General features: G+C 42.6%; 12 protein-coding genes. 10 read left to right on the top strand and 2 right to left on the bottom strand.

The window, feature by feature from the left end; genetic code table 11:
* The first annotated feature begins 36 nt into the window (after positions 1-36).
* From atpG to DW650_RS09820, 4 genes are all read left to right on the top strand, one after another.
* The gene (gene atpG / locus DW650_RS09805) at positions 37-900 is read left to right on the top strand and encodes an ATP synthase F1 subunit gamma (protein ID WP_118209789.1); all 864 of its coding nucleotides are present in this window, start codon (positions 37-39) and stop codon (positions 898-900) included.
* A 106-nt stretch (positions 901-1,006) separates the two neighbouring features.
* The gene (atpD, locus tag DW650_RS09810; RefSeq protein WP_117922432.1) at positions 1,007-2,404 is read left to right on the top strand and encodes a F0F1 ATP synthase subunit beta; all 1,398 of its coding nucleotides are present in this window, start codon (positions 1,007-1,009) and stop codon (positions 2,402-2,404) included.
* 17 nt (positions 2,405-2,421) lie between these two features.
* Positions 2,422-2,832: an ATP synthase F1 subunit epsilon gene (gene atpC, locus DW650_RS09815; protein ID WP_118209790.1), complete on the top strand. Its 411-nt coding sequence runs from the start codon at positions 2,422-2,424 to the stop codon at positions 2,830-2,832.
* Between the two features lie 215 nt (positions 2,833-3,047).
* A complete protein-coding gene (locus tag DW650_RS09820; protein WP_118209791.1) occupies positions 3,048-4,376 on the top strand; it encodes an MATE family efflux transporter in 1,329 nt (442 codons plus the stop codon).
* A 62-nt stretch (positions 4,377-4,438) separates the two neighbouring features.
* Here DW650_RS09820 and DW650_RS09825 read toward each other — a convergent pair whose 3' ends face one another.
* Both DW650_RS09825 and DW650_RS09830 read right to left on the bottom strand, forming a co-directional pair.
* Positions 4,439-4,705, bottom strand: coding sequence for a hypothetical protein (locus tag DW650_RS09825; protein ID WP_243102920.1), 267 nt, complete (start codon positions 4,703-4,705; stop codon positions 4,439-4,441).
* A 290-nt stretch (positions 4,706-4,995) separates the two neighbouring features.
* Entirely contained in the window at positions 4,996-6,036 is a 1,041-nt protein-coding gene (locus DW650_RS09830; protein WP_118209792.1) for a hypothetical protein, read from the bottom strand.
* Positions 6,037-6,297: 261 nt separating this feature from the next.
* Between DW650_RS09830 and DW650_RS09835 the strand changes: the two genes are divergently transcribed.
* The 6 genes from DW650_RS09835 to ptsP all read left to right on the top strand — a co-directional run bounded on the left by DW650_RS09835 (position 6,298) and on the right by ptsP (position 13,065).
* Positions 6,298-6,912 (top strand): histidine phosphatase family protein, encoded by a 615-nt coding sequence (locus DW650_RS09835; RefSeq protein WP_006855420.1) that lies wholly within the window; start codon positions 6,298-6,300, stop codon positions 6,910-6,912.
* A 279-nt stretch (positions 6,913-7,191) separates the two neighbouring features.
* Entirely contained in the window at positions 7,192-7,935 is a 744-nt protein-coding gene (locus tag DW650_RS09840; protein WP_117922437.1) for a DeoR/GlpR family DNA-binding transcription regulator, read from the top strand.
* 57 nt (positions 7,936-7,992) lie between these two features.
* A complete protein-coding gene (pfkB, locus tag DW650_RS09845) occupies positions 7,993-8,910 on the top strand; it encodes a 1-phosphofructokinase (RefSeq protein WP_118209793.1) in 918 nt (305 codons plus the stop codon).
* A gap of 211 nt (positions 8,911-9,121) precedes the next feature.
* The gene (locus DW650_RS09850; protein ID WP_118209794.1) at positions 9,122-11,059 is read left to right on the top strand and encodes a PTS fructose transporter subunit IIABC; all 1,938 of its coding nucleotides are present in this window, start codon (positions 9,122-9,124) and stop codon (positions 11,057-11,059) included.
* 75 nt (positions 11,060-11,134) lie between these two features.
* Entirely contained in the window at positions 11,135-11,392 is a 258-nt protein-coding gene (locus DW650_RS09855; protein ID WP_118209804.1) for an HPr family phosphocarrier protein, read from the top strand.
* Positions 11,393-11,439: 47 nt separating this feature from the next.
* On the top strand, positions 11,440-13,065 hold the full coding sequence (ptsP, locus tag DW650_RS09860) for a phosphoenolpyruvate--protein phosphotransferase (protein ID WP_243102921.1): 1,626 nt from the start codon (positions 11,440-11,442) through the stop codon (positions 13,063-13,065).
* Positions 13,066-14,066: the final 1,001 nt, after the last annotated feature.

Genomic DNA, 14,066 nt, shown 5'->3' on the forward strand with positions numbered 1-14,066 from the left:
CAAGCAGGACTTCGCCAAAAAAAGGAGGAAGTTGTTATGGCCTCAATGAGGGACATTAAACGAAGAAAAAGCAGCATACAGAGTACGCAGCAGATCACAAAAGCCATGAAGCTTGTTTCAACCGTAAAACTGCAGAAAGCAAAAAGCAGGGCAGAACAGACGAATCCATATTCGAACTATATGTACCAGACCGTTACTTCCATGCTTGCAAGATCAGGCGGAATCGATCATCCATATCTGAAAAAAGGTACTTCCACAAAGAAAGCGATCGTTGTGATCACATCCAACCGTGGACTTGCCGGTGGATACAACTCCAACCTGATCAAGCTGGTTACGGGAAGTGACTTTTCCAAAGATGATGTAGAGATCTATGCCATCGGTGGAAAGGGACGCGAGGTATTAGAACGCCGTGGTTATCATATTAAGGAAGATGATTCTTATATCATCGAGTCACCATCCTATGATGATGCGGCAGAACTCTGCAAGAAGGTGCTTGAGGATTATACCAATGGCACGATCGGCGAGATTTATCTGGTGTATACACATTTTAAAAATACAGTCGTACACGAACCGAAGCTGATGAAGCTGTTACCGATCGAGTTTGATGAAGAAGAACTTGGTGCAGCAGCAGAGGCAAACGTTCTGATGAATTATGAGCCGAATGAGACAGAAGCACTTGATATGATCATTCCAAAATACGTTACAAGCCTGTTTTACGGGGCACTTGTGGAGGCAGTTGCCAGTGAAAACGGTGCGAGAATGCAGGCGATGGATTCTGCAACGAGCAATGCAGAGGATATGATCAGTGATCTGACGCTCAAATACAACCGGGCACGTCAGGGCTCGATTACACAGGAATTAACAGAGATCATTGCCGGTGCGTCGGCAATCTCTGGATAGCAGATTTTTATATCAGGAAATATTGCCGGCTGTGTTCAGGCAGATACAGTGGAAAAATATTTCGCAGGAATCTGCATAAAAATATGATTACAAGGAGAAAGAAGCGATGGCAAATAATATCGGTAAGATTACCCAGATTATCGGTGCCGTTCTGGATATTAAATTCACAGAGGGCAATCTGCCGGAGATCAACGATGCGATCCGTATCCCGTTAAAAGGTGAACAGTCGGGAAAAGAATTGACCGTTGAGGTTTCCCAGCATCTGGGCGATGATACAGTCAGATGTATCGCAATGGGATCGACCGATGGATTAGTCCGTGGAATGGATGCAGTTGCAGCCGGCGGACCGATCAGCGTGCCGGTAGGTGAGAATACGTTAGGCAGAATGTTTAATGTATTAGGAGATCCAATCGATGAGATCGATCCTCCGACCGGTGTGGAAAAATGGCCGATCCACAGACCTGCTCCGGCATTTGAGGAACAGGCAACATCCCAGGAGATGTTAGAGACAGGTATCAAGGTCGTAGATCTTCTCTGCCCTTACCAGAAAGGTGGTAAGATCGGATTGTTCGGTGGTGCCGGTGTAGGTAAAACCGTTTTAATCCAGGAGCTGATCCACAATATCGCAACCGAGCACGGTGGATATTCCGTATTTACCGGCGTTGGTGAGCGTACCCGTGAGGGAAATGACCTTTACTATGAAATGAAAGAATCAGGAGTTATCGATAAGACCACCATGGTGTTCGGACAGATGAACGAGCCGCCGGGAGCACGTATGCGTGTTGCATTAACAGGTCTTACGATGGCAGAGTACTTCCGTGATAAAGGCGGTAAGGATGTATTGCTTTTCATTGACAATATTTTCCGTTTTACACAGGCAGGATCTGAGGTATCCGCGCTGTTAGGACGTATGCCTTCCGCTGTAGGTTACCAGCCGACATTACAGACAGAGATGGGTGCTCTTCAGGAGCGTATCACATCTACGAAGAACGGTTCTATCACTTCCGTTCAGGCAGTTTATGTGCCTGCCGATGACTTAACTGACCCGGCTCCGGCAACTACATTTGCACATCTGGATGCAACAACCGTACTTGAGCGTTCTATTGCAGAGCTTGGTATTTATCCGGCAGTAGATCCGCTTGGTTCTACTTCCCGTATCTTAGACCCGCGTATCGTTGGTCAGGAACATTTTGAGGTAGCCCGCGGTGTGCAGGAGATTTTACAGAAATACAAAGAATTACAGGATATCATTGCAATCCTTGGTATGGACGAGCTTTCCGAGGATGATAAACTGGTCGTAAGCCGTGCAAGAAAGGTACAGAGATTCTTATCCCAGCCGTTCTTCGTTGCAACACAGTTTACCGGACTGGATGGAAAATATGTTCCGATCGCAGAGACGATCCGTGGATTTAAAGAGATTCTTGAAGGAAAACATGATGATGTACCGGAGAGTTATTTCTTAAATGCAGGTACGATCGATGATGTCCGTGCAAAGATGCAGTAGATTTAAGGGGATAGTATATGGCAGACGAAAACAGAATTTTTCAGGTAGAGATCATTACGCCGGATCGTGTTTTTTATACGGGTGAGGGCGATATGATCGAGTTTACCACTGCCTCCGGTGAGATCGGTGTATATAAAAAGCACATTCCGCTCACGACTGTGTTAGCACCTGGTATTGTAAAGATTCATAAAACAGGTGAAGATGACGTGATCGCAGCGGTACATTCCGGCTTTGCGGAAATCCTGCCGGATAAGGTAACACTTCTCGCAGAGATTGCAGAGTGGCCGAATGAGATCGACAAGAACCGTGCCGAAGCTGCGCGTGCGCGCGCTGAGGAACGACTTGCCCACCGGACAGAGGCAATCGATGTCAAACGTGCGGAATTTGCACTTCGCAAAGCACTGGTGCGTATTGATATTGCAAAATAAGATTTACTTGACAGAAATAAAATTTACTGGTTATAATACAGTTCCAAAACCATTTTTATGGAGTGGACTTTTCTTGAGTGATGAACTCTATTTTTCGCCACACAGCTATAAGGCGTTATAGCTGTGTGGCATTTTTTTGCGCACAGGAATAAAAACCCCAAAGTTTGATGGCAGGTGCCAGGCTTTCGGGTAAACAGTAACGAAAGGATTACACAATGAACCAGAAATTTATGAAAGAAAAACCGGTCATGCCGCTTGTTATCTCTATGGCATTGCCGATGACATTTTCAATGTTAGTTAACGCTCTATACAACATCATTGACAGCTATTTTGTTGCCCGCATCAGCGAGGATGCAATGACGGCGCTTTCTTTAGTATTTCCCCTGCAGAATCTGGTCAATGCGGTTGTCATTGGATTTGCAATCGGAATCAATGCGACGATCGCATATTTTCTTGGAGCAGAAAAACATAATACCGCAGATAAAACGGCGTCATTGGGAACACTTTTTAATATGATCCATGGATTTGTTCTGGCGGTAGTCTGCATTGCAATCACAGCACCTTTTCTTGCCATGTTTACAGATAAAAGATCTATCATAGAGATGGGAACAGAGTACGCAAAGATTGTTTTTATTTTTGCAGTACCGAATGCAGCGGGTCTTTGTTTTGAAAAGATTTTTCAGTCGGTGGGGCGAATGAAAACATCTATGCTCTGTATGCTGGTTGGATGCGTGTCTAATATTATTTTAGACCCGCTTATGATATTTGGTATCGGAATTTTCCCTGAAATGGGAATCCGTGGAGCAGCACTTGCAACTGGGATCGGTCAGATCATATCTCTGGTATGTTATTTAATGTTTTACATTTTAAATCCAATTCCGGTAAAAGTAAGATTGAAAGATATGACGCCGGATGCAGCACTTAGCAGAAAAATGTATTCAATCGGTGTGCCTGCAACATTGAGTCTTGCGCTTCCGTCAATCCAGGTTTCTGCATTAAATGCGATTCTTGCTGTTTATTCTGCAAGTTATGTACTTGTTCTTGGGGCTTATTTTAAGCTGCAGACATTTTTATATCTGACAGGAAATGGTGTGGTGCAGGGAATGCGCCCATTGGTTGGGTATAATTATGGTGCAGGGGAGAAAAAACGTGTGAAAGATATTTTCAGATCGGCACTGATATTGATCGCCGGAGTCATGGTGATCGGGACAATACTTTGTTTGGCAGTTCCGCAGACTCTCATAGGATTGTTTACGAGTAATCCGGAGACGATTCTGTATGGAAAAGAGGCACTGCGTCTGATCAGTATTGGATTTATTGCATCGTCGGTATCTGTCACTGTGTCAGGAGCATTAGAAGGTCTTGGAAAAGGAAAAGAGTCGTTAGTAATTTCAGTGCTCAGGTATATCATAGTGATCCTGCCGCTGGCATTTATTTTAAGCAAAATATTTGGAGCTGCCGGTGTCTGGCATGCATTCTGGGTGACGGAAGTGATCGTGGCAGTTATTTCCTATGTGATCTGTAAAAAAGAAATATTTCAGTAATAAAATACCTGTAATTATATGTTGCCGGGCATGTAATTACAGGTGTTTTTTATGTAATGGACTTATTTTTCTTTTAACGCGTTGTAAAAATCTTTATCCGACCAGTCTGCGTGCATCTGGCATAGAGAATATACGTTATTAATAAAAGCGATATCTTCGTCAAGCAAGTCGGCGCAGGTTTCGGCAGGGATGTTTTTTTGGAACATGTTGCGAACGGTGTGAATGGTATGTAATTGATAAAGACGGTTCCCCTCCGCTAATCCATCTTCATAGCTGTCCCTGCGTTCCATCTTAATATATTCATCCATATCGAATTCTTCCAATAACATACCAACGACCTCCGATTTGTGTGACTGCGTTTTCTTTTGTTTTTCCCCATGTAGTTTTCTCCTTTGATTATAAAAAATTTAAGTGTTTTTCACAATAGTTTTCTGAAATAGCTGGCGAAATGCCGGAATGAAAAAGAGTGATATTCAGAAAATGATTCTATGGAAATAAAATCGAATTGCGGTGGATGAACATAAAGATATTATTATACACAAGTAGAATAGAAAGAAAAGATCCCTGCAAGTATGAGATATTGATAAAATGATATACTTACAGGAATTTTAATAAAGCTTTATTTTTCTTTTAATGCATTGTAAATATCTTCATCTGACCAGTCTGGGTGAGCCTGACATAGAGAATATACTTTATTGACAAAATCAGTGTTTTGATTAAGTAGATCGGCACATTTTTCGGCAGGGATGTTTTTTTGAAACATGTTGTGGACGACGTGTAACTGCTCAAGACGTTTGCCCTCGGCTAATCCATCCTCATGTCCATCCTCATAACTGTCTCTGCGTTCCATCTTAATATATTCATCCATATCGAATTCTTCCAATAACATACCAACGACCTCCGATCTGTGTTTGATAAGAAAATCCTGCAAAATACCGTCCCTGATACATTCCTGTACAGCGGTATCCGCTGCCTGTTCTAATGGAATGCCGTTTCTGACATTCGAAGAAATTCTGCCGATCAGAATGGAATATTCCTCTAAAGTCCGGCATCGCGCCATCAATTCCTGATTGTGTCCATAATTAATGTTGTAAATCCGCGCAGTACATTCTAAGCAGGGGCGGGTGCTGAAAGAGCCAGGGGTATTTTGCACATTGGAATTAGATACCACATTCGTTTCCACTGGGGTTTGCTTTGCATATTCAAACGCATCCGAAAGATGCAGTTCCATGTAATCTTTATCATTTTCCAACGGTTCAATTCCATTATAAAATATAACAAACTGCGGAAACGGCAGCGAAAGCAGTTTTTTCCCATAAATGTTCAGGTTATTTTGTTTGATATAGCTTTCATACTGTTTGCCGAAATAGATCAGTCCACGGATCGGCATATTGGGGTTTAAGGTACTCTGGTGTTCATACAGATTTAATGTGCCACGGACAATAAATGACACGTCATTTTTATATCCGAGATAGATTACATCATCAATCGTGTAAAAGATCAGTTCATCTGCATCATCGTAATCTGTCTGATTCAGGGCATTGTATAACTCCAGCAAAACCGATTTCTCATTAAAAATCCTGCGGAACAAGGCATCCCGGTACTTCTTCTGCACAAAAACATGTTTTGTGTGACTGCGTTTTCTTTTGTTTTTCCCCATGTAGTTTTCTCCTTTTATTATAAAAAATTTAAGCGTTTTTCACAATAGTTTTCTGAAATAGCTGGCGAAATGCCGGAATGAAAAGAGTGGTATTCAGAAAATGATTTTATGGAAATAAAATCGAATTGCGATAGATGTAGTATACATGGGGAAATCATAAATTGCAAGAAGGATCTGCCGTTGCACGGATTCACATAGACAAATCAAAACGAATTGTTTATACTTGATTTATGACAACATCACCCAAAAGAGGAGAAATCAATGATTTTATATTTTGTACGTCACGGAGAGACGGACTGGAATGTAAAAAAGAAAATACAGGGCAAGACAGATGTGCCGTTGAATGAGACAGGAAAGCAGCAGGCAAAAGAGCTTGCGGACATGCTTCTGGATCGGAAAAAGGAAGGGACTCTTCAGGTTGTGCGGGCATATACATCCCCACAGCTTCGTGCAGCACAGACGGCACAGGAGGCGGCGATCGCGCTTGATATTCCATGTATTGCGGCGGATGGTCTGCGGGAAATGGATATGGGCGACTGGGAAGGCAGAAGCTGGGAAAGCATTACGCAGGAAAATGCGAAAGAGTATCAGGACTGGGATGCCAACAGGCGTTATGTCCATACACCGCATGGAGAATGTTACAATGAAGTGCTGAGGCGTGCGCTTGATACACTCGGAATGATCTTAGAACGGGAGACGGAAGATGTGTTGATCGTAACGCACAGTGGCGTACTGATGGCATTGCGGTGTTATATTGCCGGACAGACATTTGAGGAAATGGGTATCATACGGTATAAGACGAAAAATGCAGAGGTGGTTGAAATTTTTGCGGATGACGTCAAAGACGCGATCGCACGTTTTAAAAAAGGGGAGTAAAACGGTCATGATCGTGCAATCACGGAAAGCAGTGTGAAAAAGCAGCGATTAGTATAAATTAGATTAAAAATATAAAGACTGTCGTAAGAAACAGCTTCCTGGTAAAGAAACAGGACTGATTCTTGCGGCAGTTTTTTTGCATATTTCACAATTTTTAAAATGAATTTTTGTGAATGATTTTGACGGATTTTGATTGACTGTGACGGAATGGAATCATATAATAAAGCTATCAAAGATGAACGAATTTGAACGGTTGTGAATGAAATTGGAGGAAAAGATATGCTGACAGAAGAAAGATTTTCAAGAATTTTATCCATACTAGAAAGTATGGGGAGCGTAACCGTTCAGCAGCTCATGACAGAACTGGATGCATCAGAGTCGACAATACGAAGAGATTTAAATACACTGGATGCAAATGGTCAGCTCATCAAGGTACACGGAGGTGCAATTTTAAAAAATACCTCATATAGTACCGAGGATGACGAAGTCATGCAGCGAAAAGAACGGAACAAAGGTGCAAAAGAAAAGATCGCAAAATATGCGGCAGGGCTGATCGAACCTGGAGATTTTGTTTATATTGATGCAGGTACGACGACGGATCTGATGATTGATTTCATCACGACCAAACAGGCAGTATTTGTGACCAATGCGATCACACATGCAAAAAAACTTGCACAGAAAGGATGTACGGTATATATCCTCGGTGGAGAGTTTAAAGCGATAACTGAGGCGATCGTGGGAGAGGAAGCCGTTTCATCGGTTGAAAAATACAATTTTACAAAAGGATTCTGGGGAGCAAACGGAATCAGCATGCAGCGCGGATTTTCCACACCGGAGTTAAAAGAAGCGCTCGTAAAAAAACGCTCCATGGAAAACTGCAGAGATTGTTATATTTTAGCAGATGACAGTAAATTCAACCAGATATCAAGCGTAACGTTTGCTCCGTTTGAGAGTGCAAAAATTATCACGACAGGACTTACAAAACCGGCCTACCGGAAAAGTAAAAACGTGATTGAGATATAAAAAGATTGAAAGCCTGCAAAATCAGAGTGCAGGAAATGCAGAAGGGAGATATGAAAAATGATTTACACCGTCACATTTAATCCATCACTGGACTACATTGTGACAGTTCCGCATTTTACCAGCGGAATGGTCAACCGGACATCAGAGGAAAAAATCTTTCCGGGTGGAAAAGGTATCAATGTATCCATGGTGTTAAAAAATCTTGGACTGGAAAATACAGCACTTGGCTTTTATGCCGGATTTACCGGAGCAGAGTTAGAACGTCTGATCCGGGAAAAAGGAATCAATGCTGATTTTATTCCGGTAAAAGAAGGAATGACAAGAATTAACGTAAAGATGCGCTCTGATGAGGAGAGCGAGATCAACGGACAGGGACCGGCGATATCAAAAGCAGATATCAAAACACTTTATGAAAAACTGGATCGTCTTTCCGACGGAGATGTTCTCATTATGGCGGGAAGCATTCCAGATGTGATGCCGCAGACCATTTACATGGACATTATGAAATATCTCGCAGATAAAGATTTAAAGATTGTTGTGGATGCGACGAAAGATCTGCTCGTAAATGTATTACAGTATCATCCATTTTTGATCAAACCGAATAATCATGAACTGGGCGAGATTTTCGGTGTAAAAATAACAGATAAAAAAGACGTCATCACTTATGCAAAGAAGATGCAGGAAAAAGGTGCAAGAAATGTGCTGGTTTCCATGGCGGGTGACGGGGCAGTGCTTGTTGCTGAAGATGGAAGCGTTTTTCAGGCGGAGACACCGAAAGGCAAAGTTGTCAATTCTGTTGGCGCCGGGGATTCCATGGTGGCCGGATTTATAACAGGTTATTTGAAGACTGGAAGCTATAAAGAAGCTTTTCAGATGGGGGTATGTACTGGAAGCGCATCGGCATTTTCAGAAGAACTGGCAACAGAGCCGGAAGTTTTGGCGCTTTTAGATAAAAACAAAGGTATATTTAAGTAGGAGGAGTAAAATCCTCTGCTCCTGCAAGGGCACATGCTATGCAAGCTATTAGGCATAGCATGCATAGCAGACATTTTGCTCCGCAAAACAAGGAGTAAAATCCTCTGCTTCTGCAAGGGCAGTCGCATTTTGCTCCGCAAAACAAGGAGTAAAATCCTCTGCTCCTGCAAGGGCAGTCGCATTTTGCTTCGCAAAACAAGGAGGATTAAGCATGAAAATCAGGGATTTACTTGCCGTAGAGAGTATTGATTTAAATGGCAAAGTTAATGGAAAGAACGAAGCCCTTGATGCAATGGTTGCATTGATGGCTAAGAGCGGAAAGATCAACGATGTTGAGAAGTACCGCAAAGGCGTATACGCCAGAGAGGAAGAAGGAACGACCGGAATTGGTGAGGGAATCGCCATTCCACATTGTAAGTCAGATGCAGTCAGCAAACCGGGTCTTGCAGCAATGGTTATCAAAGATGGGGTGGATTTTGATGCGTTAGATGGAGGAAAGGTTGACCTGATCTTCTTAATTGCAGCACCTAATACAGAAGACAATGTACATCTGGATGTACTGAGCAAATTGTCCGTTCTTCTGATGGATGAGAATTTTACGCATGGGCTTCGTAATGCAAAGACAGTCGAGGAATTTTTAAGCGTGATCGATCAGGCAGAAGCCGAGAAAGACACCGAAGAGGAAAAAAAGAACAGTGCAGATACGAAAGAAGCAGCAGAGGAGAAAACCACAGATAATGGAAAACTGATCCTTGCTGTAACCGGATGTCCGAATGGAATCGCACATACTTATATGGCAGCAGAAAATATTGAGAAAAAAGCAAAAGAGCTTGGATGCCGTGTGAAGGTTGAGACAAGGGGTTCCGGCGGTGCAAAAAATGTATTAACGAAAGCTGAAATTGCAGAGGCTGCATGTATCATCGTTGCAGCAGATACACAGGTTCCGATGGATCGCTTTGCAGGCAGACCGGTGATCCAGTGTAAGGTTTCCGATGGAATCAGTAAGGCAGAAGAACTGTTAGACAGAGCGTTAAATGGCAATGTTCCACTGTATCAGGCAAAAGGAAGCGGCCAGGCAGCGGATAGTGAGGAAGAATCTGACAGTATCGGACACCAGATTTATAAACACCTGATGAACGGAGTTTCACATATGTTACCGTTTGTTATCGGTGGTGGTATTCTGATCGCGATCGCATTTTTGATCGATGGTTTTGCAGTAGACTTAAACAGTCTTCCGTTTGAGGAGCGTTCGAATTTTGGTACGATCACACCTTTAGCAGCAATGTTTAAATCGATCGGTGGTGTTGCATTTGGATTTATGCTTCCGATCTTAGCCGGATTTATTGCAATGAGTATTGCAGATCGTCCTGGTCTTGCGGTCGGTTTTGTCGGCGGAGCGATCGCGGCAAATGGAACATCCGGTTTCCTTGGCGCCCTTGTTGCAGGTTTTGTTGCAGGTTATCTGGTACGCCTGTTAAAGAAACTGTTTGAAAAACTTCCGGAAGGTTTAGAGGGTGTCAAACCAATGCTTCTTTATCCAGTCATTGGTATCTTTTTGATCGGAGTAATCATGACTTATATTGTAGAGCCTCCGATCGGAGCATTGAATGTCATGATCAATAATGGATTAAATAGCATGAACGGTGCAAAAGCGATCCTGCTTGGCGCACTGCTCGGCGGAATGATGTCCGTAGATATGGGTGGTCCTGTAAATAAAGCAGCTTATGTATTTGGTACAGCATCTATCGCAGCAGGCAATTACAATATCATGGCAGCTGTTATGGTCGGTGGTATGGTACCACCGCTTGCAATCGCACTTGCGACTATGTTCTTTAAAAACAAATTTACTGAGGAAGAGAGAAAGGCGGGACCGACAAATATTGTCATGGGACTTTCCTTTATCTCAGAGGGAGCGATCCCGTTTGCAGCATCTGATCCATTGCGTGTGCTTCCGTCCTGCATCATTGGTTCGGCAGTAGCAGGAGCATTATCCATGGCATTTAACTGTACATTAATGGCACCACATGGTGGAATCTTCGTATTCTTAACGGTAGGTCATCCACTGTTATATCTTGTATCCCTGGCAGTTGGTTCTGTTGTAGGATGCGTGATCCTTGGACTTTTAAAGAAAGATGTATCAAAAAGATAGGAAACGGAATAAAATAAAATTCACAGGTAAATGGAACCGCCCGAAAAGAAAATGCGGTTTGGGAAAGGAGTAATCATGAAAGAATTTAAATATGTGATCACAGACAAAGAGGGAATCCACGCAAGACCGGCAGGAGCACTTGTAAAGGCAGCAGCATCATTTCCATGCAGCGTTACCATTGCAAAAGATGGAAAAGCAGTAGATGCAAAACGTATTTTTGGAGTTATGGGACTTGGCGTAAAATGCGGTGAGGAGATCACAGTCTGCACAGATGGCGAGAACGAAGAGGCAGCAAGTGCTGCAATCGAGGCATTTTTGAAAGCAAATCTGTAAAAAATTGATAAAAACGGAAATAAAAATCTAAAATGGAGGTAACGGGCATGGAACTGCACGGAAAAAGTGTATTTGGTGGAATTGCCATGGGCAGACTGTCGGTTTATCATAAGACAGACAATGCAGTAAAGCGAACAAAGATAACAGATATAGAAGCAGAGAAAAAGCGTTTTGAGGATGCAAAAGAAGAAGCCAAAAGACAGCTTGGTGTTTTTTATGAAAAAGCAGTCAGGGAAGTCGGTGAAGTCAATGCGGCAATTTTTGAGATGCACCAGATGATGCTGGATGATCTCGACTATATAGAGTCGATCACAAACATGATCGAAGCCCAGCAGGTCAATGCAGAATTTGCCGTTGCTTCCACAGGAGATAATTTTGCGCAGATGTTTGCAGCAATGGATGACGACTATATGAGAGAACGTGCTGCGGATGTAAAAGATATTTCCAACCGTGTGATTTCTATTTTACAGGGAAACAGTGATGCAGGATTAGGCGGGGATGAACCATTTATCCTTTTAGCAGATGATCTTGCGCCGAGTGAGACAGTGCAGCTTGATAAATCAAAGGTACTTGCTTTTGTAACGCGGCACGGTTCCACTAATTCCCACACTGCGATCTTAGCGCGCACCATGAATATTCCGGCACTGATCGGAGTTGATTTCCCGGAAGATGGTGTGGACGGGCAGTACGGTATCGTAGATGGATTTGATGCAAAGTTTTTCGTAGAACCGGATGAGGATACGAAAACAAAATATCAGAAGTTAAAAGAAGAAAATGAGCAGAAGAAACGTCTGCTTCAGGAATTAAAAGGGAAGGAAAATATCACAAAGGATGGCACAAAGATCAATCTTTATGCGAATATCGGAGGTGTTTCCGATGTGGCAAATGTGCTTTCCAATGATGCGGGCGGCATCGGATTGTTCCGGAGTGAGTTCCTTTATTTAGAGTCGGAGGACTATCCGACAGAGGAAGCACAGTTTGCAGCATATAAGACGGTTGCGGAAAATATGGCAGGCAAAAAAGTGATCATCCGCACACTTGATATCGGAGCGGACAAACAGGTTGATTATTTTAGACTGGAAAAAGAAGAAAACCCGGCAATGGGTTACCGTGCTATCAGGATCTGTCTTGACCGCACTGAAATTTTTAAGATACAGCTTCGTGCGATATACCGTGCAAGTTATTATGGAACGATCGCAATTATGTTTCCAATGATCATTTCTGTAAATGAAGTGAAAAAGATCAAAGAGATCATTGCGGAAGTGAAAGCAGGACTTGATGCCGACGGCATTCCGTATAAGGATGTGGAACTCGGTATTATGATCGAAACACCGGCAGCAGTCATGATCAGTGATCTTTTGGCAAAGGAAGTTGATTTCTTCTCGATCGGGACAAACGATCTGACACAATATACACTTGCGATCGACAGGCAGAACCCGAAGCTGGATAACATCTATGATTCGCACCATGAAGCGGTTCTTCGGATGCTAAAGATGGTTGTGGACAATGGACATAAGGAAGGATGCTGGGTCGGTATCTGCGGAGAACTTGGTGCAGATGAAACACTCACAGAGACATTCCTTCGGATGGGATTTGACGAACTTTCCGTATCGCCGTCTATGATACTTCGGATCAGGGATAAGATACGAAATACAGATCTGTCAGAGAAATAAAAATGCATCAGGGAAATGGGCATATGCAGTAAAGGTTCTGCTGCTATGCCCGTCGCTAATCCATCTTCATGACCATCCGCATAGCTGTCCCGGCGTTCCATTTTAATATATTCATCCATATCAAATCCTTCTAATAACATTCCAACGACCTCCGATCTGTGTTTGGTGAGAAAATCTTTTAGGATGCCATCTTTGATACATTCTAAAACAGCGGTATCTGCAGCCTGTTCTAAGGATGCACCACTCCTGACTTTTGAAGAAATCCGGCTGATCAGAATAGAATATTCTTCTAATGTGCGGCATCGTGTTATCAGTTCCTGATTATGGCCATAATTGATGTTGTAAATGCGAGCCGTGTATTCTAAGCAGGGACGACCGTTTACTGCTTTAGATTCATAATCAAATGCATCGGAAAGATGCAGTTCCATGTAATCTTTCCCATTTTCAAGTGGCTCGATGCCATTATAAAAAATAACAAACTGCGGAAATGGCAGTTTGAGCAGCTTTTTTCCATAAATGTTCAGGTTATTCTGTTTAATATAGCTTTCGTATTGTTTGCCGAAATAAATCACATCATCGATTGTGAAAAAAATCAGTTCGTCTGCATCGTCATAACTGGTCTGGTTCAGTGCGTTGTACAGTTCAAGCAAAACGGAACGTTCATTGACGATCCTGCGGAATAAGGCATCCCGGTATTTTTCTGCACAAAAACGTGTCTGGTGTGGCTGCGTTTTCTTTTGTTTTCCCCATAGTTTTCTCCTTTGATTATAAAAAATTAAGTGATTTTCACAATAGTTTTCTGAAATAGCAGGCGAAGTGCCGGAAGTAATAAGAAGCGTGTTCAGAAAAATGACTGAATGGAAATCAGATCGAATTGCGATAGATGTAGTATAACATGAAATGTCAAAAATGCAATTATAATGTTTGGGGAAGAAGTGTATGTTAATCCTATATTATTCACGGCACAGCCGTGAAAGTGGCTGAAAACCACATAGTTTCTA

The sequence above is a fragment of the Roseburia sp. AM23-20 genome, assembly GCF_003470905.1.
Lineage (GTDB): Bacteria > Bacillota > Clostridia > Lachnospirales > Lachnospiraceae > Roseburia > Roseburia rectibacter.